General features: G+C 54.0%; 24 protein-coding genes, 1 tRNA gene and 2 pseudogenes. 6 read left to right on the plus strand and 21 right to left on the minus strand.

Annotated elements, in window-relative coordinates; all coding sequences use genetic code 11:
• The first annotated feature begins 1,143 nt into the window (after positions 1 to 1,143).
• The 3 genes from NTD81_RS11200 (at position 1,144) to NTD81_RS11210 (ending at position 5,514) form a co-directional block, all read left to right on the plus strand.
• Complete coding sequence (locus NTD81_RS11200) at positions 1,144 to 4,110, plus strand: MHYT domain-containing protein (protein ID WP_262182423.1); 2,967 nt, start codon at positions 1,144 to 1,146, stop codon at positions 4,108 to 4,110.
• A complete protein-coding gene (locus tag NTD81_RS11205) occupies positions 4,107 to 5,177 on the plus strand; it encodes a two-component system response regulator (RefSeq protein ID WP_262182424.1) in 1,071 nt (356 codons plus the stop codon). Before NTD81_RS11200 ends, NTD81_RS11205 begins: the two co-directional genes overlap by 4 nt.
• Positions 5,178 to 5,437: 260 nt before the next feature.
• Positions 5,438 to 5,514: transfer RNA gene (locus tag NTD81_RS11210), tRNA-Met, on the plus strand.
• 36 nt (positions 5,515 to 5,550) lie between these two features.
• Here NTD81_RS11210 and NTD81_RS11215 read toward each other — a convergent pair.
• From NTD81_RS11215 to NTD81_RS11270, 12 genes are all read right to left on the minus strand, one after another.
• On the minus strand, positions 5,551 to 6,558 hold the full coding sequence (locus NTD81_RS11215) for a tyrosine-type recombinase/integrase (RefSeq protein ID WP_262182425.1): 1,008 nt from the start codon (positions 6,556 to 6,558) through the stop codon (positions 5,551 to 5,553).
• Positions 6,555 to 7,835 (minus strand): hypothetical protein, encoded by a 1,281-nt coding sequence (locus tag NTD81_RS11220; protein WP_262182426.1) that lies wholly within the window; start codon positions 7,833 to 7,835, stop codon positions 6,555 to 6,557. Before NTD81_RS11220 ends, NTD81_RS11215 begins: the two co-directional genes overlap by 4 nt.
• A gap of 70 nt (positions 7,836 to 7,905) precedes the next feature.
• Positions 7,906 to 9,249, minus strand: a complete 1,344-nt coding sequence (locus NTD81_RS11225) for a secretin N-terminal domain-containing protein (protein ID WP_262182427.1) — start codon at positions 9,247 to 9,249, stop codon at positions 7,906 to 7,908.
• Between the two features lie 4 nt (positions 9,250 to 9,253).
• Entirely contained in the window at positions 9,254 to 10,354 is a 1,101-nt protein-coding gene (locus NTD81_RS11230; protein WP_262182428.1) for a zonular occludens toxin domain-containing protein, read from the minus strand.
• 9 nt (positions 10,355 to 10,363) lie between these two features.
• Positions 10,364 to 10,735 carry a hypothetical protein gene (locus tag NTD81_RS11235; RefSeq protein ID WP_262182429.1) on the minus strand — a complete coding sequence of 124 codons (372 nt, stop codon included), beginning with the start codon at positions 10,733 to 10,735 and terminating at the stop codon, positions 10,364 to 10,366.
• The gene (locus NTD81_RS11240) at positions 10,735 to 11,643 is read right to left on the minus strand and encodes a hypothetical protein (protein WP_262182431.1); all 909 of its coding nucleotides are present in this window, start codon (positions 11,641 to 11,643) and stop codon (positions 10,735 to 10,737) included. Before NTD81_RS11240 ends, NTD81_RS11235 begins: the two co-directional genes overlap by 1 nt.
• A 657-nt stretch (positions 11,644 to 12,300) precedes the next feature.
• On the minus strand, positions 12,301 to 12,603 hold the full coding sequence (locus NTD81_RS11245; protein WP_262182432.1) for a hypothetical protein: 303 nt from the start codon (positions 12,601 to 12,603) through the stop codon (positions 12,301 to 12,303).
• 261 nt (positions 12,604 to 12,864) lie between these two features.
• A complete protein-coding gene (locus NTD81_RS11250; RefSeq protein WP_262182433.1) occupies positions 12,865 to 13,056 on the minus strand; it encodes a hypothetical protein in 192 nt (63 codons plus the stop codon).
• A gap of 10 nt (positions 13,057 to 13,066) precedes the next feature.
• The gene (locus NTD81_RS11255) at positions 13,067 to 13,408 is read right to left on the minus strand and encodes a hypothetical protein (RefSeq protein WP_262182435.1); all 342 of its coding nucleotides are present in this window, start codon (positions 13,406 to 13,408) and stop codon (positions 13,067 to 13,069) included.
• A 168-nt stretch (positions 13,409 to 13,576) separates the two neighbouring features.
• The gene (locus NTD81_RS11260; protein ID WP_262182437.1) at positions 13,577 to 13,852 is read right to left on the minus strand and encodes a hypothetical protein; all 276 of its coding nucleotides are present in this window, start codon (positions 13,850 to 13,852) and stop codon (positions 13,577 to 13,579) included.
• Between the two features lie 59 nt (positions 13,853 to 13,911).
• Positions 13,912 to 14,205: a DUF5447 family protein gene (locus NTD81_RS11265; protein WP_262182438.1), complete on the minus strand. Its 294-nt coding sequence runs from the start codon at positions 14,203 to 14,205 to the stop codon at positions 13,912 to 13,914.
• Positions 14,206 to 14,432: 227 nt separating this feature from the next.
• Positions 14,433 to 14,714: a DNA-binding protein gene (locus NTD81_RS11270; RefSeq protein WP_262182439.1), complete on the minus strand. Its 282-nt coding sequence runs from the start codon at positions 14,712 to 14,714 to the stop codon at positions 14,433 to 14,435.
• A gap of 467 nt (positions 14,715 to 15,181) precedes the next feature.
• On the opposite strand from NTD81_RS11270, the gene NTD81_RS11275 reads away from it, so the two are divergent.
• Entirely contained in the window at positions 15,182 to 15,757 is a 576-nt protein-coding gene (locus NTD81_RS11275; RefSeq protein ID WP_262182440.1) for a hypothetical protein, read from the plus strand.
• 78 nt (positions 15,758 to 15,835) lie between these two features.
• Here the strand turns inward: NTD81_RS11275 and NTD81_RS11280 are convergent, their stop codons facing one another.
• From NTD81_RS11280 to NTD81_RS11315, 8 genes and pseudogenes are all read right to left on the minus strand, one after another.
• Positions 15,836 to 16,690 (minus strand): putative phage abortive infection protein, encoded by an 855-nt coding sequence (locus NTD81_RS11280; RefSeq protein WP_262182442.1) that lies wholly within the window; start codon positions 16,688 to 16,690, stop codon positions 15,836 to 15,838.
• Positions 16,691 to 17,016: 326 nt separating this feature from the next.
• Positions 17,017 to 17,436 carry a type II toxin-antitoxin system VapC family toxin gene (locus tag NTD81_RS11285; protein ID WP_262182444.1) on the minus strand — a complete coding sequence of 140 codons (420 nt, stop codon included), beginning with the start codon at positions 17,434 to 17,436 and terminating at the stop codon, positions 17,017 to 17,019.
• Positions 17,433 to 17,678 (minus strand): FitA-like ribbon-helix-helix domain-containing protein, encoded by a 246-nt coding sequence (locus tag NTD81_RS11290; protein ID WP_262182445.1) that lies wholly within the window; start codon positions 17,676 to 17,678, stop codon positions 17,433 to 17,435. Before NTD81_RS11290 ends, NTD81_RS11285 begins: the two co-directional genes overlap by 4 nt.
• Before the next feature lie 82 nt (positions 17,679 to 17,760).
• Positions 17,761 to 18,293 (minus strand): annotated as a pseudogene (locus NTD81_RS11295) (tyrosine-type recombinase/integrase); the annotation flags it as partial.
• 36 nt (positions 18,294 to 18,329) lie between these two features.
• Positions 18,330 to 19,514 (minus strand): MFS transporter, encoded by a 1,185-nt coding sequence (locus NTD81_RS11300; protein ID WP_262182447.1) that lies wholly within the window; start codon positions 19,512 to 19,514, stop codon positions 18,330 to 18,332.
• Entirely contained in the window at positions 19,511 to 20,512 is a 1,002-nt protein-coding gene (locus NTD81_RS11305; protein ID WP_262182449.1) for a zinc-dependent alcohol dehydrogenase family protein, read from the minus strand. Before NTD81_RS11305 ends, NTD81_RS11300 begins: the two co-directional genes overlap by 4 nt.
• Before the next feature lie 81 nt (positions 20,513 to 20,593).
• Positions 20,594 to 20,878, minus strand: a pseudogene (locus tag NTD81_RS11310) (efflux RND transporter permease subunit); the annotation flags it as partial.
• 229 nt (positions 20,879 to 21,107) lie between these two features.
• Positions 21,108 to 22,298, minus strand: coding sequence for a serine hydrolase domain-containing protein (locus tag NTD81_RS11315; protein ID WP_262182452.1), 1,191 nt, complete (start codon positions 22,296 to 22,298; stop codon positions 21,108 to 21,110).
• Between the two features lie 127 nt (positions 22,299 to 22,425).
• On the opposite strand from NTD81_RS11315, the gene NTD81_RS11320 reads away from it, so the two are divergent.
• On the plus strand, positions 22,426 to 23,313 hold the full coding sequence (locus NTD81_RS11320) for a LysR family transcriptional regulator (protein WP_262182453.1): 888 nt from the start codon (positions 22,426 to 22,428) through the stop codon (positions 23,311 to 23,313).
• A gap of 165 nt (positions 23,314 to 23,478) precedes the next feature.
• Here NTD81_RS11320 and NTD81_RS11325 read toward each other — a convergent pair whose 3' ends face one another.
• Positions 23,479 to 24,396, minus strand: coding sequence for a LysR family transcriptional regulator (locus tag NTD81_RS11325; RefSeq protein WP_262182454.1), 918 nt, complete (start codon positions 24,394 to 24,396; stop codon positions 23,479 to 23,481).
• 108 nt (positions 24,397 to 24,504) lie between these two features.
• Here NTD81_RS11325 and araD1 point away from each other — a divergent pair, with 108 nt between their 5' ends.
• Positions 24,505 to 25,503, plus strand: a complete 999-nt coding sequence (gene araD1 / locus NTD81_RS11330) for an AraD1 family protein (RefSeq protein ID WP_262182455.1) — start codon at positions 24,505 to 24,507, stop codon at positions 25,501 to 25,503.
• Positions 25,504 to 25,624 lie beyond the last annotated feature (121 nt).

Raw genomic sequence — 25,624 nt, forward strand, 5'->3', positions numbered from 1 at the left:
AGATAACGCGGGTTGCTCATGGCACCTCCTAATGGGTCGTATTATGAGGCCTGGAGGTGTCTACGAAACCAGGGGCGATTCAGTTACCCTGCTCAGGGCGAGCCAATACGATGTGCCAGGTCGTCCAGAAGTGATGTACAGCCACTAGGCTTATCGGCGGCTGGCAATCAGATTTTTCCGACCTGAGAAATTATTGAGCCACCAGTCAGGAATATCAACGAAATGGCGGATATTTTATCCGCCAATAAACCGTTAACGACTATTTGACGCAATGAAACGGAATCATTAAAAAACTTTATGCAGCGCTCTAGAACGCACATCAGGAGTTTCAAGGAAAAAGTGCCATGCCCTAGCGGGACTGCTTAATAGTTGCTTTTTGACATCCTAGGCTTATAAGAAGCCCTAGACTTGAAGATTAAAAATGCTTATAACCCTATAAATATCGAGAATAACTCTCAACAAACACCTAAACTCTCCGCCCAGCGCGTTACGGCTGGCAGAGCGCCAATTGATCTTTTTAAACGCGCTAGCAGATAGCTTTGCAGCAGTCAGCCTGGACAGCAAAAGCCCTGCAACTTCTGCTAACTGGCGGGCAATATGCCAACCGCGAATGGAGTCGACTTAATAGGCCAAGCAGCCGCGCGCCGCCTGTGATGGGCTCCGGCCTTGCTCTTTAAACAATAGTTGCCGTGACCACGAACGGGGACTGAAAGGCAAAAAAACCCTGCGCCTGCGCTTCACCACGGAGCTCATTTGAGCGTCGACGGCGGCCTAAACCAAAGCGTACAGTCTCAAAGCAGCTAGACTTACTTTAGTACTAACTACAATGAAGCCTTAGGCATCAGGGTTCACAAGGGGTACTGCTCGCGAGGTTGATTGACAAGGCTGCGCATGGGACGTGGGCTTCAGAAATTGCCGACGACCTGCTAAAAGGCCCAGAGCAGTAGGCGTAGCACTGAGTTAGGGCTAATAAATTCAGCCTGCGCGGAATTGAGCTAGTAGGACAATAAAACTAAAATGGTGAGCAAGGCAGCAGTAGTATTTGGCTAAATAATCTCTAATTGATCCTGCCAATACGCTGTAGGCACTGCCGATGCGCTTGCCTCTCTCATTCAACAACTATATTTAGGGCACGCATATTCGATGGAGCTACTCAGCCGCTTCTTCATCGACACCTCCTCTACCAGCACTTATATCCAGGGCGAACACGAGTTCGGCTTGGTCTTGCTGTCACTGCTCGTGTCGACATTTTCCACCACCATGGCCCTGCTCACGGCGCAAATCGCCCGGCGCACCGAAAGCATCAGTTATCGTCATTTGGCCATTATTGCCGGGGCAGTAGCCCTGGGGGGTGGGGTATGGAGCATGCATTTCATCGGCATGCTCGCCTATAAAATTCCGGCCCATGTGCACTACGACACGCAACTGACGCTGCTATCGATTCTGCCGGCCTGCATCACCTCATGGCTGGCTCTGCGGATCTTGGCTAAACCTCAGGTCAGTAAGTTGCAACTGATCTCCAGCGGCACCTTAGTCGGGCTGGGCATCGGCACCATGCACTACACCGGCATGGCGGCCATGCAAACCTCGCTGGAGATGCACTACGAGCCCAGCATCTTTGTCTTATCCGTGTTGCTCGCCGTGGTCTTGGCGATTATTTCCCTGTCGATCCGTTATGGCCTGCGCCAGCGCTTGCGTAACCCCACCGTGCGCTTTATCACCAGCGGTTTGGTCATGGGCCTGGCCATTGCCGGCATGCACTACATGGGCATGGCCGCGGTACGCTTTAACGGCACCTTGGGCGAAGCCGACGATGACATGCTGGTGCTCAACACCACCTATGCATCACTCGCGCTGTCGTCCTTTGCCTTCACTATCACCTTGATGGTCGCCGCGCTGAATAGCCTGATTCACTCCCGCGAACTGCGACGCAAAATCGAGGGCAGTAAATCGCGCCTGCGCGCCACGCTGGATACGGCGGTCGACGGCATTATCACCATCGACAGCAAAGGCCTGATTCAGGGCGTCAACAAATCGGCTGAACGCCTGTTTGGCTGGAGCGCCGAAGAGCTGGTGGGGCGCAACATTAAGATGCTGATGCCCGAGCCTGACCAAACGCGTCACGACGGTTATCTGCACAACTACCACAGCTCCGGCACGCCGAAAATTATCGGCATCGGCCGAGAAGTAATGGGCCTGCGCAAAGACGGCAGCCTGATGCCGATGCGCCTCGCGGTGGGCCGCATGGACTTGCCCGGCGAGTTGCTGTTTGTGGGCTTCGTTACCGACATCAGCGAGCGCCACGCCCTCGAAGCCTCGTTGCGCGAAACCGCCGACCGCGCTGAGCAAGCGGCCGCAGCCAAGAGCACTTTCTTGGCCAACATGAGCCACGAGATTCGCACGCCGATGAACAGCATCATCGGCTTTACCGAACTGCTCCTGCAGGGTGAAGCCAGCTCTGAGCAGCGCAAATACCTGAACAATATCCGCCAGTCTTCGCGCACCTTGCTCGGCCTGATCAACGATATTTTGGACACCACCAAAATGGAGAAAGGCCGCCTAGAGCTGGAGCACACCGACTTCTCCCTCAAAGGCCTGGCCATGCAGGTGGAGTCGTCGCTGTGGCCGACGGCACAACCACGCAAGCTGTCCCTGACCACCCATTATCCCGACGACATGCCGCACTACTTTAAGGGCGATGCCCTGCGCATCCTGCAAGTGCTGTCCAATATCGTCGGTAACGCGATCAAGTTCACCGAGCATGGCGGCGTCGATGTGCGCTTCAGCTATGAAACGGGCCGCGTACATATTCAAGTCAGCGACACCGGCATCGGCATGAGTGCGGCGCAGATCGAGTCGATCTTCGCCCCGTTTACCCAAGCAGACGCCTCCATCAGCCGCCGTTTTGGCGGCACCGGCTTAGGCACCACCATTGCCCGTCAACTGACCGAGCTCATGGACGGGCGCATCGAAGTGCAAAGCCAACTCGGCCAGGGCAGCACCTTCCATATCTGGCTGCCTCTGGCCCTGGGTGAAGCACCCGCGGACGCCAGCCAGACCCAGCAACGCATCAGCCTGCCGCCACTGCGTTTCTTGATCGCCGACGACGTACCGCAAAACCTTGAGCTGCTGGCCTTAACCCTCGAGGGCAATGGCCATCAAGTGAGCATGGCCCATGATGGTGAAGAAGCCTTCAAACGCTTTATCAGCCACAAGTTCGACGTGATCCTGATGGACATGCACATGCCCGGCACCGACGGCTTGCAGGCAACCCGTCTGATCCGTGCGCACGAGCGGGAAAATGGGCTCAGCCCCATCCCGGTCATCGCCCTCACCGCCAGCGTCATGCGTGAAGACCAACGCGCCGCGCAGCAAGCCGGCATGGATGGCTTTGCCGTCAAACCGCTGGATGTGCCACGGCTGTTTAGTGAGATCGCCCGCGTCTTGCAACTCGCTTACGAACAGCCGTCAGCCCCGCCCCAGACCGAGCCTGAGTACGAGCCTAGCCAGCATGCAATTGATTGGGCCGGCGGTGTTTCACGCTGGGGCAACGAGACGCGTCTGGAATCGGCCATCAGCCAATTCCTCACAAGCGTCAACGCTAAGTATCCGCTTAACCCGCATGCGCAAAGCGAAACCGACTGGAAGGACCTGCTGTTTAGTCTGCATGGCATTCACGGTGCTGCAGGCACCTTATCGATGCCGGCCATAGCCAGCCTATCGGGCAAACTGGAGCGCTTGCTGCATCAGCAGCGACGCGACGAAGTGCTGCCGCGCGTACCGTTACTGATTGCCCAACTCGACCACGCCCGTGAAGAAATCCGCCGGCGCGAGCACTGCAGCCCGTCAACTCCAATCTGTGAATACGACAGCAACGCCTGTTTGGCTGATTTAGTGCCGGACATCCAGGCGCTGATGGCGTTTCTCACCCACAACGAATTGGATGACGAGGCCTTGGAGCGCGTGTGTAACGGCCTCGAACAACTGCAACAAAGCAACCTATCTCAAAGCCTGCGCAACGCCATTGACAGCTTTGAGTTCCAGCAGGCTCACGCACTGTTGCAAGAGTTAGTTAAAGAGTGCTCCAACCCGGCGACGCCACCTGCATGAATACCTTAAAAAAGACCCAACGCACCCTCCTGCTCGTCGATGACGAACCAACTAACCTGCAGGTTTTGCGCCATACCTTGCAGCAGGACTACCGCCTGCTGTTCGCCAAAGATGGCGCCGGTGCGTTGGAGGTACTGCAGAAGGAACGTCCCGATCTAATCCTGCTCGACATCATGATGCCCGGTCTGTCGGGCTATGAAGTGTGCAAAACCCTCAAGAGTGATCCGGCCACCGCGAGCATTCCGGTGATCTTTGTCACCGCCTTGAACGAAGCCGCTAACGAGCAGCTAGGCCTTGAACTCGGCGCCGTGGACTACATCAGCAAGCCGTTCAACCCGCATATCGTCCGCGCCCGCGTACGCACCCATCTGTCACTGGTGCAGGCCGACGAGGTGCGCAACACCCGTCTGCAAATCATTCGCTGCCTCGGCGCCGCCGCCGAATACAAAGATAACGAAACCGGCTTGCATGTAATCCGCATGAGCCACTTCAGCAAAATCCTCGCCCTAGCCGCCGGCTACAGTCCTGAGGCGGCCGAGGAGCTGCTACACGCCGCGCCCATGCACGACGTCGGTAAAATCGGCATTCCCGACGCCATTTTGCAAAAGCCCGGCAAACTCAATGATGAGGAATGGGCAGTGATGTCGCAGCACCCCGTGATCGGGGCTCGCATCATCGGCCAACACCCCTCCGGCCTACTTAAGCTGGCCGCCAGCATTGCGCTGAATCATCACGAAAAGTGGGACGGCAGTGGCTATCCCAACGGCCTCAGCGGCGAGCAGATCCCCCATGCGGCGCGGATTGTCGCCATCGCCGACGTCTACGACGCCCTCACCAGCACCCGCCCCTATAAGCGCGCCTGGTCGGTGGATGAAGCCTTAGCGCTGATCCGCCGAGAAAGCGGCAAACACTTCGACCCGCAGCTGGTAGAGCTGTTTATCACCTGCATGCCGACCATTATCGAAGTGCAAAACCAATGGGCCGATGTCGACCAAACAGAACTGGGGAGCAGCTCAGCGCTACTGGACACAAGCAGCAACCAAGCGATATTAGCCACCCCGTCTTAACCCTTCGCCCGGCAGAGCACGCCATCCTGCCCCAAGCCTCAGCCCCAAAGCACTCGCCAAACACGAGCTACGCCAGCCACAGGCAGAGCTGCTCCCAAGAGCGAAAGCGCTGCGAACCTGCGATCTACCCCATGCCAAACGCAGTTTTGCGCCCTGCGCCACACTAAATGCCCTACGCGGCCCTAAGCAATTGATTAAGTAGAAAAAAATTAAAAAGATTGTTGACAGCCACATCGATACAAGTAGAATGCGCACCACTTGGCTACGTAGCTCAGTTGGTTAGAGCATAGCATTCATAATGCTGGGGTCCGGGGTTCAAGTCCCTGCGTAGCCACCATATAAAACAAGGGCTTACCGAAAGGTAGGCCCTTTTTTATTGCCCTAGTGTCCGCAAAGTGTCCGCATCTTGACCAGTCAACAGAGCAAACGGCGACAAGCTAAGAGCTGTTGAAAAGTGGTCAGGCGCCAAATGCGAATAGCGCATTGTCATCTTGATATCGCCATGCCCAAGGATTTTCTGCAAAGCCAGAATGCTACCGCCTTGCATCATGTAATGGCTGGCGAACGTATGCCGCAAAATATGAGTTAGCTGCCCAGGCGTGTGCAGCCCCGTACGCTCATAAGCTTTTCGAAAAGCCGAACGACAAGAACTAAACAGCCGACCGTTACCCGGATAACCACGCTCAGTTATCAGTTGCTGAATAACAGGCGGTATCGGAACAGAACGCCCCTTACCGTTTTTAGTCCTGACAAATCGAACCATGCCATTAGCTATCTGCGAACGCGTAATGCTTTCAGCCTCATCCCAACGCGCCCCCGTGGCCAAACAAATCTGCGCCACTGGCAACGCATGGCTATTTGAAGATGCCGCGCACTCATCCATGACAAGCCGGCACTCAGGGATAGTCAAAAAACTCAGTTCGACCTCATCGACCTTAAGCTGACGCAGGTTCGCCACTGGGTTGGCTTCATGCCATACGCCCAAGCGAATCAGCTCATTGAAGACAGACTTAATGTAACGATGTTCATGATTGACCGTCGAAGCCGAGCAAGTTTTTAGCCGATCCATTCGAAACCGGCTGAAATCCAAGGCAGTGAGTTCTGACGCAATGGGATTGCCCAAAAGATCGACAACAGCCTTAGTTCTGGAAAGGCGGTATTTATCTTTCAGAGTGCAGCCGTGCAGCTCATACCAAACGTCCACCAAATCAGACAAGCGCTCACCCGGATCACGCCCGCGATGTGAGTATTCGCGCTTAAGATCATTGACCCAGCGTTCAGCCTCAGACTTGGTACGAAACCCTCTTTTGCGCTTGCGAATGCCTTTTGAGTAATCGAGCCAGAAATCAGCATCCCAACCATTGGCGCTTTTTGAAATCATACGGCACGCCCCCAACGGACATGCCTTTCCTCAAGCAGATCCTTGATATGTCGATAGAGGTCACGCTCAGACATACCCTTGCTTGAGTAATGCTCACGAATCACGTTCCAGCAATGCCACTTTTGCAGGAACTTAAACGCCTTTTTTGCCCCCACCCTCTCCCGCGCCAACAGGCTCACCCAGTTACCAAGAAACAACTCCACGTTTTTCCCGGAGAAACCCCGCGAAGTCTTGTAATAGCGCTTGTATTCCGTGTCATCTAGAAGCGAATCAACAGGCAGATCGACCCGCACATCATCACGAAGAAGCGTCCAAATAGGTTCATAGATGCCAGGGCGTAAAAGTAGCTTGAACTGGCGCAAACCATAACGCCAAAGCCCATCTAAATGACCGGCAAAGGAGCCAAAAGAGCGAGTATCAAGCGCAGCACCGCTACGAACATCGACGGAGCCACTAGCGAACTGCTGAATAATCGAATGGTGATAACGCAGCTCAATACGCCACACAGGCTGAGCTGGGTCATAGTTCTGTGGGTCGTCATCATCGAAGCTATCGCGACGACGCCAAACGCTTTCCCAAAAATCGAGCTTGTCCGTGGCTTTGGCCTGCTCGGTTTTGTTGTAGATACACAGCTGGACCCCACCGGCAGAACCAAACATTGAGGTTTCACCACGGCCATACACGCTGGACTTAGTCGCCCAGCTAATTTCATTAATCCCGCTAATGTCGCGATGAGACCTAGCCCGGCAATGCATGCGGGCGACCAAATCGGCAGGCGGCGCCCAACCCTGTAAATCCAAAGCCAGATGCACGGCGCACTGGTTTATTTCCAGATGGCTGAGTACTTCACTGGCGTAGTAATCCATGCGGGCTTGCAGGCGCTCAGGTGACAGGTTGTCGATGGTATGAGGTGACACTTCGATTTTCAGATGGGGGCCGATGGTCTCCAGCTTGGCGTTGAAGTTTTTGATTAGCAGGATGATGCCCAGATCAGCGTTTTGCAGTTTGTATTGATAACCGGAGTCGCGCCCCACCCGCCCCGAGTGCCAGCGCTGACCAGCGAAATCGACCAAGGTGCCGGGCTTTTCAAACAGGGCCATGACCTCAGGACGAATCAACCCCTTGTAAAGCTGACGCACAGTATCCACGCCACAGCGAAGCAAACGAACACCCGATAAATCTACAAACCCAGAATGGCCAAGGTCTAAAAAAAGCAACCCGCTTGCAGACTCAAGACCGGTCTGCTGATCGACCCTAATGCAATCTTTAACAAGCATTCTTTATTTTCCTTTTATTGAACGTTTGCCACACTTTCTAAAGCCATTTATCTGACGTGTTACAGGGACGTCACGGGGCGCTCTGCGCGTGCCCGGCGAGGCCTCCCGCTGCGCGTAAAGCCTCACCGGGCCGCCAGAGCGACAAATCCACCCAAGGCTTAGTCGAGTCAGGCACAACAACGGAATCGCTCAGGCGATGAATACGGGCCGTTAGCAGCACCACAAGATTCGTGGTACGGATACGCTCTGACTCAGAACGAAAAATCCGGCCCAAGTACGGAATATCCGAGAGGAACGGGACAGCCGACACCGACTTGTCGATTTGCTGGGAACGCAAGCCGCCCAACAGCACACCCTGCCCATCCTTGAGCTGCACCCGAGTCAACACCCGGCGCGTGTTTGTGATGATGTCGGCGGCGGTTTTGTCATCCGATACGCTGGAGGCGGACTGACTCACCTGCAGCTCGATAGCGTTGGCCGGCGTAATAAAGGGCGTGACTTCAAGGCTGACGCCCACATCCTGGCGCACGATGGTCTGGAACGGATCGGAGGCAGGTGTAGAGCCGCTGGTGGTTTGCCCGGTGATAAACGGGACGTTCTGGCCGACGACGATAGAGGCCGACTCACGATTAAGGGTTAGCAGTTGTGGCGTAGATAACAGCCGACTATTGCCGCTGGTTTTGATCGCCTGCAGGAAGGCGGAAATGGTCGGGCCGGTAAAGGTCAGGCTAAAGCCCAAATCCGAGCGATCGCTGCTACGCAATGAAGCCCCGGCAATATCCAAATGATCAGTCTGAGCACCCACGTTTAGCCCAAGTGCCGAGAAGTCATCATCAGACAGCTCAGCAATAACAGCAGTAATTTCCACTTGGCGGCGTGGCTGATCTATTTCTGCCAAGACTTTTGCGATGGCATCCAACTGCTGACGAGTACCGGTAACGATAACGGCGTTGCTGGTCGGTGACGGTGTGACCATCAGCTGGCTAGGCGTGGCATCTTGGCCTTGAGTACGTGAGTTGAGAACGTCGCGCACAGACTGCTCAGCGAAATCCGATTGCAAATGCTGGAGCTGAAACACCTGAGTAATCAGCTCAGGGGATACCGGGATAGCTTGAGCGCTGATCCTGATACCACTGGGCGTAGAAGAGAAGTGAAAACCTGAGGACTGCACAGCGTTCTCTAGGAGTTGTTCCAGCTCGTTAGGGCCGTTGTAACTGGCGAAGATTGACACCGGCGCCGAGCGTATATCGGAACCGACTACAACCGATTTGTTGAGCTGCACAGCGGCCCACTCAACAAAGTCTTGCAGGGTGGCATCATAGAGTTCCACTCGCTCGGTAGCCTGCACCGAAGCGACCAGCAGGCTAAGCAGCAAAGAAGCAGCCCGAAGGCCGGTAGGGACGCGAACAGACATAGGGTCACCTGTAGATCGAGTGATAGTCAGAACCCCGCACAAGCAGGGCTTCACGGGGACCGCGATCTTTCACTTCAATATCGCGTACAAGCAGGTCATCAGCACTCAAGCGCGAGCCGTCGGACTTCTGGAAGACATACAGCGTTTTGCCGCTCAACTTGCCGTAGCTGGCAATGCGCACGCCCTCAAATTCAGTGGCCAAGGTTGAATCTTTGACGGTTTCGGTTTCAGGCGCGGCGATGGCCTCGTTAGGAGCTGGCTGATTTACCCACGCAATCCCGGCAAAGATCGGCGCGCTGATAAACAGTGCCAGCACCACACCAACGAAGAAGGCGTTAATCACGCCAAAGCGTTTAAAGAAGATTTTGGTAGTACGCATATAAAACCCCGCATTGCGCTGGGCAGCCGGAATTACCCGCCGCCAGTAACCCGGTGGCAGCATCGAGTAAGAGCCTTTGTCATAGCCCTTGTCGTATTCCTGAGTGGTGTCGTAGTAGCCGTAGAACTCTTCGCCGCGGTAGAACCAATCATCCACCTTGGGCGAATTGAATTTGGCCCCGTACTTAACGATGGCCTGATGCATCTTGGGCAAGCGACCTTTGAAAAAACCGAGGCTCAGCACACGCAGCAACGGCCCAACCGGAAACGGCAGTTTCACCCGGTCCCAACGGTTGATGTAAACGACGTGCTCAGCAATAGACTCACGAATCTGTTTATCAATAACGTTGACGTTCTGGACGCATAGCCACAAATCCCAACGACGCTTACGCAGAAACAAGAAGAACTTGAGCAGGTCGGTACGGCCACCGCTGTTCCAGTCGCGGGAGTTAAGCCATACACCGGCTTCGTCGAGGAAGATGCCACCGAACATCTCTTCGTCGTATTTATCGCAGCCCATACCGAGACCAATCAGGTCATCAGCAGAGGGCAAGTCAGGAAGACGGACAAGGCGTGAGTAGCGGTTATTGGACTTGCAGAGTTTGTCCATTTTGACATCGATATTAACCGCAACCCGACGGCGCTTTTTCAGGTAGTCGAGAATGCGCATAACGACTAGCAAAGTCTTACCGGCACCTAGCTTGCCGGTGACTATATAAACAGCCATGGCAGTTACTCAGGTGTGAAGAAACTTTTCAGAAAGCCGCGTCACCCACATAAAAACCAGTGACTTGAGACGAGCCACAATCAGCAAGCCTAGGCAGTAACTAAGGTTGGAAGGCAGCAGCATACGGCCTACATCCAGCCAGCGTGGTGCTGTCAGGTTCACCAGATTCACCACAAGCCCTTCAATCACAGTGGCAAAGGCAACCACTGCCAACGTGATAGCAGCGAAGATCAGAAAGAACAGACCGACCTTACGAAGGAAAGAGGTCAACATCAGGATAAAGGGGCCAATCAATGGTGCTAAAAAGCCCACGATAAATTTGGAAAGCCCCTTAAACAGGTTAGGGAAAAACTTCTCAAGAAAGCCAAGAATCCATTTCATCAGAAGCCACCCTTAGCCGCTTTTGCGTTTTCCATGCGCAGAGTCGAGTAGGCAATATTCCAAAGCCCAATCGCCGTGATGATGTAGATGATGTACTCAAGAAGTGGGCGAAGAGTCGCAATACGGCAGACCGGCAAAGTGATGGTGCTTTTGTAGCGGCCTAACTCCAGAGGAACACTGTAATCAACACAGCCGGTATGACTAGGCAGCAAGTCATCCGCAAATTCGAGTAGCTGAGCAAAACGAGAATCTTCGCCAAGAAAACTAGGGTGATCTACATCACTAGCAATCTGATCCAAATAAGACTCATCCTGAGCCAACTCCTGTTCTTCAGCATCGGTTAACTGCTGACTAAACATTTGCGCAAGCTCACTACCTGCCCCTTCACCAATACCAGCCAGTTCGCCTGAGTCACCGTCACCAGAACCATCGTAATCATCACCCAACAACCCCTCGGTAAGCTCAGTAAGGCCCTCCGCAATGCCATCAAGAATGTCGGTAATGCCACCCAAAAGACTGTTTGTCTTATCGATCTTTGCGCCTAAGTCATCGCCTAACTGGTCGATAGCCTCATTAGTCGCGCCTTCGTCACCCCCTTGTGGGCTGCTGCCACTACCCCCGGGGGCTTTAGGGTCGTTCTTATCATTACCGTCGGCATTACCGCCATTCTTAGGATGATCAGGAGAACTAGTAGGAATCTGAACAGTAGGGTTTTTAGGATCGAAACAAACTTGCTCACCAGCCGCATAACCACAGTTACGCTGTTCTTTATCTATTGGATAGCAACCCCAAACACCATTAAAAGTACCGCAACCACTTTCAGTCTCAAAACAGCCCTCTTTGCCATTAAAAGTTCCACAACCAGAATCTTTATCCTGATAACAATAAGTAGAATTTCCATTTGTCACACAACCATCAGGCGCAGGGCCGGGATCAGAAGGAAGGGGAACTGGCGAACAGCTCCCAGGCGAGCAATCACTAGAGCCTGCGCTCGCCTCAGATCCAGTAGGACTAAACCTATTTACACAAATAGAAGTAGAAATATCGCAATTGCTACTCCCACTCGGAGAGCTTACATACTCACAACCATTAAAATTAACCGAGTCGGGACACACAAAATTTTTTATAGCAGGAACATACACACAAACTTGGGCGCTATAAATTTGAGATTTACTAGAGCAATCCTTAGGCTCAGGCGGAATAACGCACTGACCATCAACCATTTGATTAGGCGCGTTACATGAGTTATTACACGCAAGGTCCGTATGACCGTAAGGGCAAGTCTCAATAACTTGCCTTACGAAAGTAATGAAGGGCCCCGCATCACCAAGCTGATTAGCACCGTGACAACTAACAATAGGGATAGAACCTTGAAGATAAGAAGCGGCAAAGCCATGGCTAGCCTTACAAGCTTCTAAGGCAGCAGAGTATCTACTACCGGGCTTAACATCTGACGTCCAGTAAGCCAACGTCGAAGCAACCCCAAACTGCCCCCACCCCAGAAGGGTGAGGACAAGAATTAAGCGAAGGCCAATAGCCGCGCGCATCTATCAGCCCTCCCGCCGTTACGCGCCAGCAGCGCTGAACAGACGGCCTGCCAACTTGAACAGGGCCACACCGCCACGGATAGTGGCGAACAACGCAACCGCAGCAACCATCAGCACACCGAAGGCAGTCGCCAAATCGGTGAATACTTCAGTGACTTCAGGCGGCACAGTGATAGCCGCGTTAGCAGCACCGGCAGTCATACCGGCAGCACCCACAGTCATCACAGCAGCGGTTTTGCCGCCCAGTGCTTTACCGACACTGGCAACGTTCTGAACAGCACGTGCGCCACGAATGGCGACTTCTTTTGCAGATTGGTACATGAGCAATTACCTCAGCTAGTTGAAGCGTCTATCAATTCTTTCCAGCCAAGCCGGAAACCACCCCAGGCGACGCCTATACCCAGAGCACCGAGCAACAGCCCAGCCATAACGAGGTATTGCCCCCAAGTGAAAGCCATATCCGTTACCTCTGATGCCCGTGAATCAAACCAAGGGCCATGACCGTCACGACGCCTTGAATGAATTGCAGCGCCCAAAGGTCGCCAAGGGTGACGTTTGCTAAATAGGCCTCGATCCCCATGACTACCCCTCGGTTGAATCCCTGCCCTGCTGTTCAACGGCATCAACAGACACCGGCGAACAATCAGGGCAAAGGCAATAATCGGGAGCCGTGCGGAAATCGCTGATACGTTCCTGCTCTTCTGGAGAGAGGCTATGAAGCTGCCCCATCAGGCAAAGGCAGCTATCACAGAACACACGATCAACGATCAGCATGGCGCTACCCTCAGGGCTTAACCGGATCAGGCGAGGACTTGGCAGCCGGGGCCACGGAGGTCACAGGCTTGGAGTTCGCAGCTTCGATGTGCAGAGCGAGGTTTTTGCCCTTGTTCTGACCACCACGGGCAACTTCGAAAGTAATGCGCACAGTCTGCAATGGCTCAAACTGCGAACCAGCAAAGAAGACTTCATCAGCTACTTCATCAGCGATGGGCATACCGATAACGGACAGACCATGTTCAGTTTTACCGTCGGCCTCATCACCGTAAAAAATCTTGGCGTACTTAGTGCCATCGACTTGGGTCATCTGAGTGCCGATAAAAGCAACTTCCATAGTGGAACGAGCCATTTTTGTTACCTCACTTAATTGCGCTTTATTGCGCGGTTTTTAATAACTGCAAGCCGAGCGATCCCAAAGAGCCAAACTGTTAAGTTCAGCAATTGCTATTTCGACTTGAGCGGTTAAATCCGGTTAATGCGTTGAGTTTGAGTTATAAAACCAAGGGCCCTGCCCTTGTTATCCCGTTTCGCCACCGATGCCCGCGACTGGCACCGACTTACCACATTCACACTTACAAACGTGTTGGCCAGTCACGGACACCGGAGGCGATGCACCAGACTTTCTCTTAGCGTAGGCATCACTGATGATTGCTAGCACCAAGACAACTGGCGAGAATAAAAGCGCAATCGCCAGACAATAAAGAACAATCTTAATAAAGTTCAAAACATAAGGAGCAACTAACATAAAAAAAGACGGAATACCCCATTCAATAAAATCAATCATATATTGCATGGCAGACCACCTATAAACTCGAAATAAAATTCAACACAGATGCAGGAATCCCCATCAGATCACCCCACCAGATCGAACGGTTCGTAAATCGGCACAAAAGGCACCGGCTTGCCAATGTTCTGAATGCAATACCAGTAGCGAGGGGGCCGAGAGCTGGGCAGATGCTTGGAGCATTTGAAGGCGGGAGCTACCTGCCAAAGGCCATTGACCTTGAGCGCCGATGAAGGCCGGCATTGATCGCACGGGATTGGAGGCACAGGAGTAGCCTTTGCCGCTTCGATCTTCACCCAGCACACCGAACAGGTGCAGCCCGGCAAATGGGGTTGGCGCAGGTAATGATCTAGGCTTTTCATTGCTGTGCACCCGCGCCAGAGTCTTTATCGAGGCAACGTCCTCAAGCTCAGCCAAAAGACGGCAACGCTCTATAAAAGAGATAACTCCCGCTTCAAAGGCATCCTCAATAAGCAATTCGATACCAGAGAAAATCTCAGAGAAAAGCGGACTATCCGGCCACCGTTTTGCGACATGGCGAAAGTTCAGATACTCAAAGTTGTAGGCACGATAGAAATGACGCTCAGCCCTAGTCATCACCGTAATCCCCTTGAGCAAAGATGGTTTTGCCTTTAGCAAGGTCAGCACGAAGCTGGGCGAGATTAACAAGGCGAGGCCGACCCATTTTCACGCTGGGGACGGTGCCGCTTTGCATCCATGAAATGACCGTATCAACGGTGACACCGTTCATAGCGGCAAAGGTCTCTTTACTGCACAGCAAGGCATTACGGCAGTCAAGGTACACGACACGCTTACCGTCCAGATCAAAGCTGACGTCAAACGGCGGTTGTTCTACGTGCTGTGTACTCATTCCCTATCCCTGCCCCTGAAATACTCATAAACTGTCAATTAAGGGTGTTTCAAAATTAGTGGAACTATTCCACCAATAGAGAAACTATAGCACCACATACAGGATAGTGGAATTATTCCACAGGCGGTTTTTTAGACCTTATGGAACTAACTCAAGACCGGGTTAGAGCTTTAGTGCATATGCTTGGCCATAAGGCCGTGTCCCAAGCTACGGGCATAAAAGAAGAGCGCTTAAAGACAATCCGGTACAAAGCGGATGCAAACGTAAGAACCAACGAACTGGATGCAATTGCCTTTGCATATCAGCAATACAGCCTATGGCTTAGGACAGGTGAAATTGACATCCCCAAAGGGCAAATCAGCCCCGCGTACGCTGAAGCGGATCAAAAATTAGCAGAACCAAAAGTGGGCAGCAGATAACAGCAGTCGTCGCTCAAAAATGGTTTTCTAGGGGATAGGAGGCCCAATATGCACGTCGACAGAAACGACGCCCTGATTCAGCCTAGAAAAAGAACTAACCAGACAAACCGCTGGATAACATCCGTCGTTATGGGCGCGTGCATATCATCCGCACTGATCTACCTTGCCTTGCATAGCACAGGCAAAAACAACCCCAACGCCATAGAGCAGCAGCTTAATTACCAGAGAGCAGAACAAGACAGGCGATTCGCGGAGGCGGTAAAGAGCGAACCCCAGCAGCCACCTATTGCGGTCATAGACCAAACCCGCCGCCCAAATGCGCCAGAACCGACAATAGCCAGGGACATCCAACCCTTCCCCACCACTAACGACGTATCAGACAAAAAGCCTCGCCAAACTGAATTCAATGACCATAACTACGTACCGCGTGGCGCTGCAAACGTAGTTGCCAGCACACCAGCTTACAGCCAAAAAATGCAACAACCCGAAAAGAAACAGGGCATGACGGTTGTAATTATTGAACAAGAGAAACGTTTAAAAGACTTTTGTCCATTTAAAGAGGGCAGCCTGGAACAACGAAACTGCAGAATGAGGAGCGACCTTATATCAAGAAACAAGAACTAAATTAAAATAATAATACTAACTCTAGCCCCGCACCGACACACAGAACCTGTTATTTAAACAAACCAAAATAAACAAAACTTATTTCTTTCGACCCAACCATTCCGGCCAAATAGACGCATGCTCTTCAACAAGCTGGTTTGTCTCTATATGCTTTAGAAGAGAATATTTAATCACCAAAGGCGCAAGCTTATCCCCATAAGAGCTTAGACAATTATAAAGAAGCAGTAGAAGCTCATATCGAGAAAGCTGAGCTCTTAGCAAATTTGAGTACACACGCCCCTGCTCAATCGGAAAGTTTGCATCAATAAGTTTAATTATATTATAGAGCGTTCTAAAATACTGGCCCAACTCAACCCCAAAAGTAACATAAAATCTAACATACGCTTTATCTACCCCATCTAAACTTAGACAACTCTCTTTAAAAACCCTTGAACTACCAATCCCTGACTTATTGTAAAAAAATCCATTCAAGCAATAATATATACTCTTCACTGCATCCTTCCCTGAAGCTGAAAATGAATCAACCACACTTAAACCAGGAATGCTTTGTCGTGAATATTGAATGTCAGCCCTACATGACTCGAGAATAGTTAGCATATTAAAAAAAGTATTCTCAAACCTTTGAATTCTGAAAGTTTCATTCTGTGCAGCCAACTCTTTCTTCTGACCTGATATTTCATTCCTTGTAAGTTCCAATTCCTCTCTTTGCAGTGCTAATTCGTCCTTCTGCATCAATATGGTAATTATCAATCCAGCAAAGGCCAAACCAGAAAAAAGAGAGGTCATAACTCCAAAACTATCACCAAAGACCCCACTCTTATCAATGGAAAACTCGGACACAGGCCAAGTTAAATAAATGAGGGCGCCTGCATAAGCAACTACAGATATTAATACGCCGCAAATAAGAAAAATGCTCAGAGTCTTTGTTTTCATATTACGCCCCAAGTCAGCCTTGAATTTATTTCTCAAGAAAAAGCAATAATCCAGTGAACTGGCGAAGATTACTGTACAAAAAAAGGTGTCCGCTAATGGCATCCAGACACTATCCAACCGATAGTAGCCATCATATGGCACAGATGAAAGCCCCGATTTTAAAGGCCTCCAAACTCCATCACTAGAAGTGCAGATTTTTCATAATGCTGGGGTCCGGGGTTCAAGTCCCTGCGTAGCCACCATATAAAACAAGGGCTTACCGAAAGGTAGGCCCTTTTTTATTGCCCCTAGTGGCTACAAAGTGACTACCGCATGCCTACCACTCTTTAAGCGTCCCAGGGATTTATGACCTGTACGCCCAGGGAGTCGAAGTGGCGTACATTACGCGTTGCCACTTGAGCATCATATACAGCAGCAATCGCTGCTATCTGGCCATCGGCCAAACCAACTACCCGACCTTTTGCTTCACTGCCTGCTGCGAGACTGGCGAAATACACTGCCGCATCTGCGTCGAAAGCGACTATCCGACCGGCAAAGTCCTGATCGAACATCACTTGGGCTAGGTTGAAGAAGCTCTGCTTGCGTTTACCCTCAGGCATGCGGGCAATCCCATACAGCACTTCAGCCACACTGATTGAGCTGGTGAACAATTCACTAACCGGCTGAGCATCGACCCAGGCAATCACTGCCGGCTCCGGGTTAGCTTTCATTAGCTCAGACAGCACGTTGGTATCGAGCAGAATCACTCGTCAAAACTCGCCGGCCTGGCCTTATCTGTACGAGCGGGAATGTCTAAGTCAGCACCACCCATAGCCGCAAAGCGCGCATGAATACGGCTACCTAATCCGCCTGACGGCTCCTGCTTAGTCAACGCACTGCGGAGGATGACCCGCACTTCTTCTTCCATGGATCGGCCATGGCTCGCTGCAGCAACACGCAGTTGTGCCTTCAGGTCGTCATCTAAATTTCTAATGGTGATGCTTGCCATAAACCCTCCAGTTGCCATCAATGCAATCATTGATGGCAAAAGTATACATCACCACCCTTTGAACTCAGCGGTACCCGACGAACTACAAATGCCCACTTTGGGCTAAAGGCGATAGCCGCAGTGCTGACTCCGGATGATCAGGCGACCAATGCGCATAACGCATGGTCATGCGTGATGGATGAATGGCCAAGGATAGGTTGCAGGCTGAGGATATCCCCTCCCCCCATCATGTAATGGCTGGCAAAGGTGTGCCGCAGGATGTGGTGAGTTGACCTGGGGTGTTGAAGCCGCAACGCTCATAAGCCCCACGCAAAGCCGCCCGACAAAACATAAATAAACGGCCTGTACCAGGCATGGCAACTTTCAAGGCTTCGGTTTGGACTTCCTTAGGAATGGGCGCAGAACGCGATTGGCGGTTCTTGCTGCGGTGACAGTGCGCCTTGCCAGCAAGGATGGATCAGCGCGTCAGGCTTCAGCTTCGTCCCTGCGGGCCCCGGTTGCTAGGCAGATTAGTGCCACAGGGGAAGCGTGGTGGTTGCTGGAGTGCCGAGACTCTTCAAGCACTTGATTGATTTGTTCAAGAGTGAGGAATGACAGCTCGGTTTGCTCCGTTTTTGATTTGACGGTTTTTTCAATAAACCCCTGCAGCGTCTAGTCAGTCACAGCAGACGCACTGCCCTTCGGCGAGTTGGCACTGAACAACAGCACTTTGACCACGATCACCAACAAGGCAAACGCGGCGAATAGCAAGCCACTGTAAAGCGTCCCCTGCAAACCCAGGTGCGCTAAAAACCAGCCGCCAGTGATGGAACCGATCGTGACGCCCAAGTTGATAAACGAGATATAGATACCGGTGGCAAACTCAGGCGCCTCCGGCGCTTCGGATGTCAGCCAGATCTGGGTGACAATCAGGCCGCTGGTATGCGTCGCGCCCCAGATAACCACGAGCACCACCATCGTCATGAATGACGGGCCAGACAGCAGGAACAGTAATCCATAGGCGCTAGCCAACAGGATCGGATGCAGGATCGTGGTCCTGACCATGTTCTGCCCAATCAGCTTACCCGCGTACAGGTTGCCAGCGACGCCGCCTATACCGAAGATCACCAGCAGAATACTAATCAGTTGCGCACTCATGCCCGCTTCCTTGGCCAAGTATTCGGCTGAATAGCTGTACACAGAAAACATCGCGGCAAAGATCAGCGTTGAAGCGGTGATATTTAGCCAGAGCGGAAATTTGCGCAAAATAGCCAACTGCTCGCCATAGGACACCCGGGCTTTGTCTGCCGAGTCTGGCAACTTGGCGATGATCCCAAGCCCTGCAATGCAGTTAACCAACGCGCAAAATAGAAACGACGCTTCGTAGGAAAACTGCGCAGCAATCAGTGTGGTTAACGGCACTCCCAACACCATCCCCATGCTGGTCCCGACAAACGCCTTAGCCGCCGCCTGAGTTGCCTTGTGCGGCGGGTACAGAGACACCGCCGCAACAAACGCCAAAGAGAAATACACCGGATGAAACAGTGCGGGAATCACCCGCAGCACCATCAATGACTCAAAGTTCGGCGCATAGGCCGACAACACGCTGGTGATGGCAAAAATAAACAATGCCAAGGTCAGCATTTTTTTGCGCTTGAAGCGCGACAGCAGCAAAACCATGACCGGTCCGCACACCGCGATAACCAGTGCAAACAGTCCAACCAACATGCCTGCCTGGGGAGCACTGATGGCAAAGCGTTCGATGATCACCGGCAGAATGCCGACCACACCAAACTCGATGGTGTAAACCCCGAACAAGCCCAACGTAAGGAAGTAGATGGGGTGGAGTAGCTTCATGACCCAGACTCCAGGCTGACGACCACTTTGCCAAACTGTTCGCCCGCCTCCAGGTAGCGATGTGCTTCAACAATTTGCTCGAAGGCGAAGGTCTTCGCGATGATCGGACGCAATGTCCCCGCGTCGAGTCCCGCCACCACATAGGCCTTGGCGGCTTCCAGCAACGCGGGCTGTGAGCTGATCTCATGCAGCAGATAACCACGCAGTGCCAGGCTTTTACCGAGGACCTTGAACAGCGGAAAGAGTACGGGCTCAGGGCTAAGCGCGCCATAAACCAAGACGATGCCGCCGACCGTGGCGACATCCACCAGGCGCTCTAAAAATGGGCCGCCTACCGGGTCGAAAATCACCCGCGCCCCTGCACCAGCGGTGATCTGTTCGACCTGCTGGACGAAATCCTCATCTGTGCTGGCCACTGCATACGCCGCACCGGCCGCCAACAGTTGTTCGCGTTTGCTCCGAGTACGGCTGACGGCAATCGGGATAGCGCCTACCTGGTTGGCAATCTGAATCGCCGCCAGGCCCACACTGCTGGACGCCGCAGTAATCAACACGAATTCACCCGGCTGCAGCCGGGCAACATGGACCAAAGCGCCCCAGGCTGTGACGTACTGCATCCACACGGCCGAGGCTTCAGCAAACGACAACGTGGGCGGATGCTTAACCAGCATCGCGGCGGGCACCACCGCCAGCTCGGCATAAGTGCCCCACTGCGCAATCGAACTGGGAGGGATCAGGCTGACGATATCGCCAATGGCGAACTGGCTTACCTGATCGCCCACTGACTCGACGACACCCGCCGCCTCGTAACCCAGACGTGAGGGGAACTGCGCCGCCTCCAGATATTGACCGCGGCGAAACATCGACTCGGCGCGATTAAGCCCGATGGCCTTGACGACAATCCGCACCTCTGCGGCCCCCGGACGGGGGACAACAATGTCATCGATTCTGAGTACTTCAGGGCCACCATAGTGGTCAAAGCGTACGACACGCGTCATGTTCTTCATCCTTGAGTTGATCGATTGCCAGTCACTGTAGAGGCTGTTCCCCCCCTGGAAAAACCCTCTTCCGTTCCTGTCTTAGCGGACATTTTTATCCGCAACAGCCACTGAGGATTCGCTCACACGCGCCTGCTCACCGCGACTGACGAGCAGCCGCAAAGCCGCGTAGAACACTGGGCTAAACACCAAGCCGAACAGGGTCCCCCTGCATGCCGAAGAACACGGCCACCCATGGCATGGCGCATTTCCGCGCCAGCTCCGGTGGACAGCACAAGCAGCCTGCACAATATTGCGGCCCTGCTGCTCCAGCTCACGGGCGAACTCAATGATCAAGATTGGGTTCTTGCTCGCCAGCGCCCATATGAAGTTACGGGTACCGGCAAAAGCCAACTTCATTAACCAACGCCCAATACTCATGCATGCCCGCCGATGCCGCTGGTCTGGCCTGTATCTGGTCAAAAACCACGACAATCGTTAACGATGCCAAAGCCAGCACAGGCAATGTTGTGAGGAACAAGGCCTGGGGCGGTCAGTGAGTTGATAGTTGTTAGCGACGCGCTTAGCACGCCGTATTGATGGCAGGGCGAGTGGCTCACGCACCGTAAACGGCATTGCACAAATCAACGGTGAATTGACCGGCCATGCCTTCAAAGGCCGTATTGGTAAAGGCCACCACGCTCAACTGCGCTACGCGGTCGACAAACCAGGAATGCCCGTAAGCACCGCCTAAACGCCAAGTGCCGACCGCTTCGGCAGTCTGGGCGGCGGCAGGATCTTTAAGCACCGTGAAGCCCAAACCAAAACCACGTCCCGGCCAGTTAGCCAGCTCCAGGCTGCCGGTCTGGTTTTTACCCATTTCCTCCACCTGCTCTTTGGGCAACAACGGCGCGCCGCCTTGGCGCAGGGCTTCGAGAAACTGCAGAAACTCGCCCGCCGTCCCCACCAGCCCCGAACCGCCAGAGGGATAGGCGTGGCTGTCCAAAGCCCGTGCAGGTGCCAGGCGAATGCCGGCGGTACCGGCAAATACTGGCGTGACTTCCAGCTCGCCCATGCGACGCGGCTCGGGCTGATCATTCAGGTAGGCCGGCACCAACCGCTCGGCGTCGCGGGTGCCGAAGCTCAGTTCACGCAGGCCCAAGGGTTTGACGATCAGCTCATCTATCGCCGCCTCTAGGGTAGTACCCGTCACGGCCGCGATGACCCCACCCAAGACATCCGTGGCAATCGAATAGCCCCAGTCGCTGCCGGGCTGGTACAGCAACGGCACGCGACTCAGACGGCGCAGGTTTTCGTCCAAGCTATGCTCGCAGTGATCGAGCCCGTCGGAAACGCCAGCGGCGAGATAAGGGCCGCCCTGCTCGCTTTCAAGAAAGCCATAGCCCAACCCGGCGGTGTGACTGAGCAACTGGCGCAGGGTGATCAGCGCAGGCTGGCCATCGCCGAGGGTGGGTTTAAAGTACGGCAACCAGCGGCTGATATCGTCATCCAGACCGATCTTGCCTTGGCCAACCAAGGCCAGTGCGGCTACCGAAGTAATGGGTTTGGATACCGAGGACAGCCGAAACAACGCATCCTCGCGCATCGGCACATTGGCCTCACGATCAGCCAGGCCAGCGGCCCGCTGATAAATCAACTCTCCTCCCTGCGCCACCAGCACGACCGCGCCCACTAGCCGGTGGTCATCCAACGTCTGCTTGAGCACGGCGTCGACCCGCGCAGCTAGCTGTGCGGGCTCGAACGAGCGAACAGACGGTAAATCTCGAAGTGCTTCGTTGACGGACATAGCTAACCCCCAAACGTGTGATGGCTTTAATGGCTGTCAGCGATGTTAGGGCGGCACGTTTGCGGGAAACAGACGTTACAATTCCGAGGTATCTGGAATATTTTGTCCGCAATCGAGGGAGTGACCGGTGGATAAACTCAATGGCATCACCGTGTTCGTGCAGGTCGCCGAGACTCGCAGCTTTGTTGCCGCTGGACGGTTACTCGGCGTATCCGCTTCTGCCGTTGGCAAGAGCATTGCGCGCCTAGAAGAAAAGCTCGGCGTACGCTTGTTTCATCGCAATACCCGTAGCATCAACCTGACCAGCGAAGGCTCGCTGTTCCTTGAACGCTGCCGCCGAGTGCTCAACGAACTGGAAGCGGCCACACAAGAACTCTCCAACTCCAGCCAAACGCCTCGGGGCAAACTACGCATCAGCTTGCCGTTGCTCGGCGACGTACTGTTTATGCAACTTTCCAGGTTTATGCAGCGCTATCCAGAAATTCAGTTGGAACTGGACTTTACCGACCGTCTGGTGGACGTCGTCGAGGAAGGCTTCGACGCAGTGATACGCACGGGCCAGTTAAACGACTCGCGGTTGATGGCCAGAACGCTGGACAGCTTTGCTTTCCATCTGGTCGGCGCGCCCGACTATTTCGCACGCCATGGCTACCCGGAGCATGTTGCCCAACTGCAGGAGCATCACTGCCTGCACTACAAACTGCCATCTACCGGCAAATTGGAAAAGTGGCCCCTGCCAACCCCCACTGAAGGCAGCGAGCTGAAATTACCGGCAACCATGGTCTGCAACAATCTGGAGATGCTCATCCACGCGGCAAAACAAGGCCTGGGCATTGCTTGCGTACCTGAGTTCGCCGTTCGCGACGCGTTGCGCGCAGGTGGACTTGTATCGATCCTGCCCGACCAAGTGCAGCGCACCCTGAATATCCAAGTGCTGTGGCCATCGAGTCGCCATCTGACGCCGAAGCTGCGCGCCTTTATCGACTTTGTCTGCGCGAAGTGGGAAACCTCCTAAGCCGCTAATGACGGGCAAAACTGCCCCGCAGAACCGGGAGGAGCGTTAGTGCCTTAATGCCCATAGCCGATGCGCAGCAGACTGCATCGCCACCCAACAAACGGCCCCTCTAAGCATGAAAACTCTCACGCTTGCGATCTGGCAATCCTTCGCGCGAGGCTGTTCTCACTGCGTCAAAATCCGGATCAGGGCCTGGGATGGGCTGCTCAGTTCCACGCCTCGGCGGGTGACGATTTCATAGGGCTCGCTGCGCGAATGAAAGTACAGCGGCAGCTCGACGAGTGAGCCCTGGCTGACGTTCAACTTGGCCACATCCCACGGCATCAGCGCCACCGCCCCGGGGTCTTGGAGCAGCAGGCTCAGGGTTGTGAAGGTGGATGAGGTTTCGATTGGATAGTGCGGGAAGCTCAACCCCGCTTCACGAAACTCACGCTCCAAGGTCAGGCGCAACGGCATGTTGACCGGGAAGACAATCCAGCGGGAATCCACCAGCTGGGCCAGCTCAAGACGGCTATGGCTTGCCAGGGGATGGCCCGGATTGGCCACCAGCACCAGTTGCTCCTCGCGATTGCCGCGGCTGTCGTAGGCATCCGGCCTTCGGCTGACACTGGTGCGGCAGATCACCAGATCCAGCCGCCCTTGATCCAGCAGGCTGAGCAACTGGTCGCTGGTCTCTTCGATCACCGTAATCGAGAGGTCTGGCTGTTCATGGCGCAAGCTGGACAAACCCGCCACCAACATTGGCACTGCGCCCATGATCGTGCCCACCGACAAGCGCCCGCCGTGGCCTTGCAGAATGCCGATCATCTCTTCGCGCAGATGGGCCATATCGGTATTGATCAGGCGCGCATAGCGCACCACACAGCGGCCTAAAGCATTGGCCTCAAGCCCTTTGCTGGTGCGGGTAAACAGCACCGCGCCCAGGGTCGATTCAATCTCGCTCAGGGCTTTAGTCGCGCCAGGTTGAGTGATCGACATGACCTCGGCGGCTTTATGGATCGAGCCCAGCTCATCGAGGCTGATCAGCAATTGCAACTGGCGTAGGCGCAGGCGCGAAACCATGGAACTCAAGGACGGCAGCAAGGGGATCACCAAAAGTTATCGCAAGGACATTAGGTCTCATTAGGCAGCACTTACGGGGAATTTTAAAGTGACCTGAGTTGATCATAAAAATAACCCCACGGAGCCACCATGCGCCTGATCCAGTTCGAAACCCAAACCTCTCAACGCCGTGTCGCAGTGGTTGATGGCGACCTGATTCAAGCGGTGCGCAATACCGTGCACATGCGCGATCTGGCCTTGGCCGCCATCAGTAACCGGCGCAGCCTCAAAGCAGAGATTCAGGGCCGTGGTCTGGACCAAAGTACTGAAAGTTATCAATTGGCCCTCGATCAGGGTCGTGTCCTGCCGCCTTTAGATCACGTGGATCCAGCCCACTGTCTGATCAGCGGTACCGGTCTGACTCACCTAGGTAGCGCATCGACCCGGGACAAGATGCATCAGTACAAAGCCGACAATGCCGCAGCACTGACCGACACCGCCCAGATGTTCCAATGGGGGATCGAAGGTGGCCGCCCCCATCGCGGCACGGTGGGGGCGCAGCCGGAATGGTTTTACAAGGGCGATGGGTTTAGCGTGGTACGTCCCGGCCAGGCTTTTCAGAGCCCGAGCTTTGCCGAAGATGCCGGCGAAGAGCCGGAACTGGTCGGCCTGTATGTGATCGGTAACGATGGCCTGCCCTACCGTCTGGGTTTTGCCATCGGTAACGAGTTTTCCGATCACGTCATGGAGCGCCGCAACTACCTGTACCTGGCCCACTCCAAACTACGTAATTGCTCGTACGGCCCGGAGCTGCGCATGGGCGACCTGCCTAGCCATCTCGAAGGGGTCAGTCGGATTCGCCGTGGCGACAGCGTGCTGTGGGAAAAGCCGTTCCTCAGTGGTGAGAACAATATGTGTCACTCCCTAGAAAACCTGGAGTACCACCACTTCAAGTACCGCCAGTTCCTCCGCCCTGGTGATGTGCATATCCACTTCTTTGGCACTGCCACCCTGTCCTTTGCCGATCAGATCAAAACCGTTGAGGGCGATGTGTTCGAAATCAGCCTCGAGGCGTTTGGCGCACCGCTGCGCAATAGCGTGGGCCAAGCCCCTGCGCCCCTCAAACCAGGCGCCGTGAAACCGCTCTGAACTGCGCGGATCGCAAGGCCAAGCTGCGACATTTCATAACAAACATAAAAGTGAGATGAGCATGAACAACAGTTCTTCTTCAAAAGCTCTATCGCCTGCTATCGCTGCTAATGACAGCGCG

Source organism: Pseudomonas sp. 5P_3.1_Bac2 (assembly GCF_025465995.1).
GTDB lineage: Bacteria > Pseudomonadota > Gammaproteobacteria > Pseudomonadales > Pseudomonadaceae > Aquipseudomonas.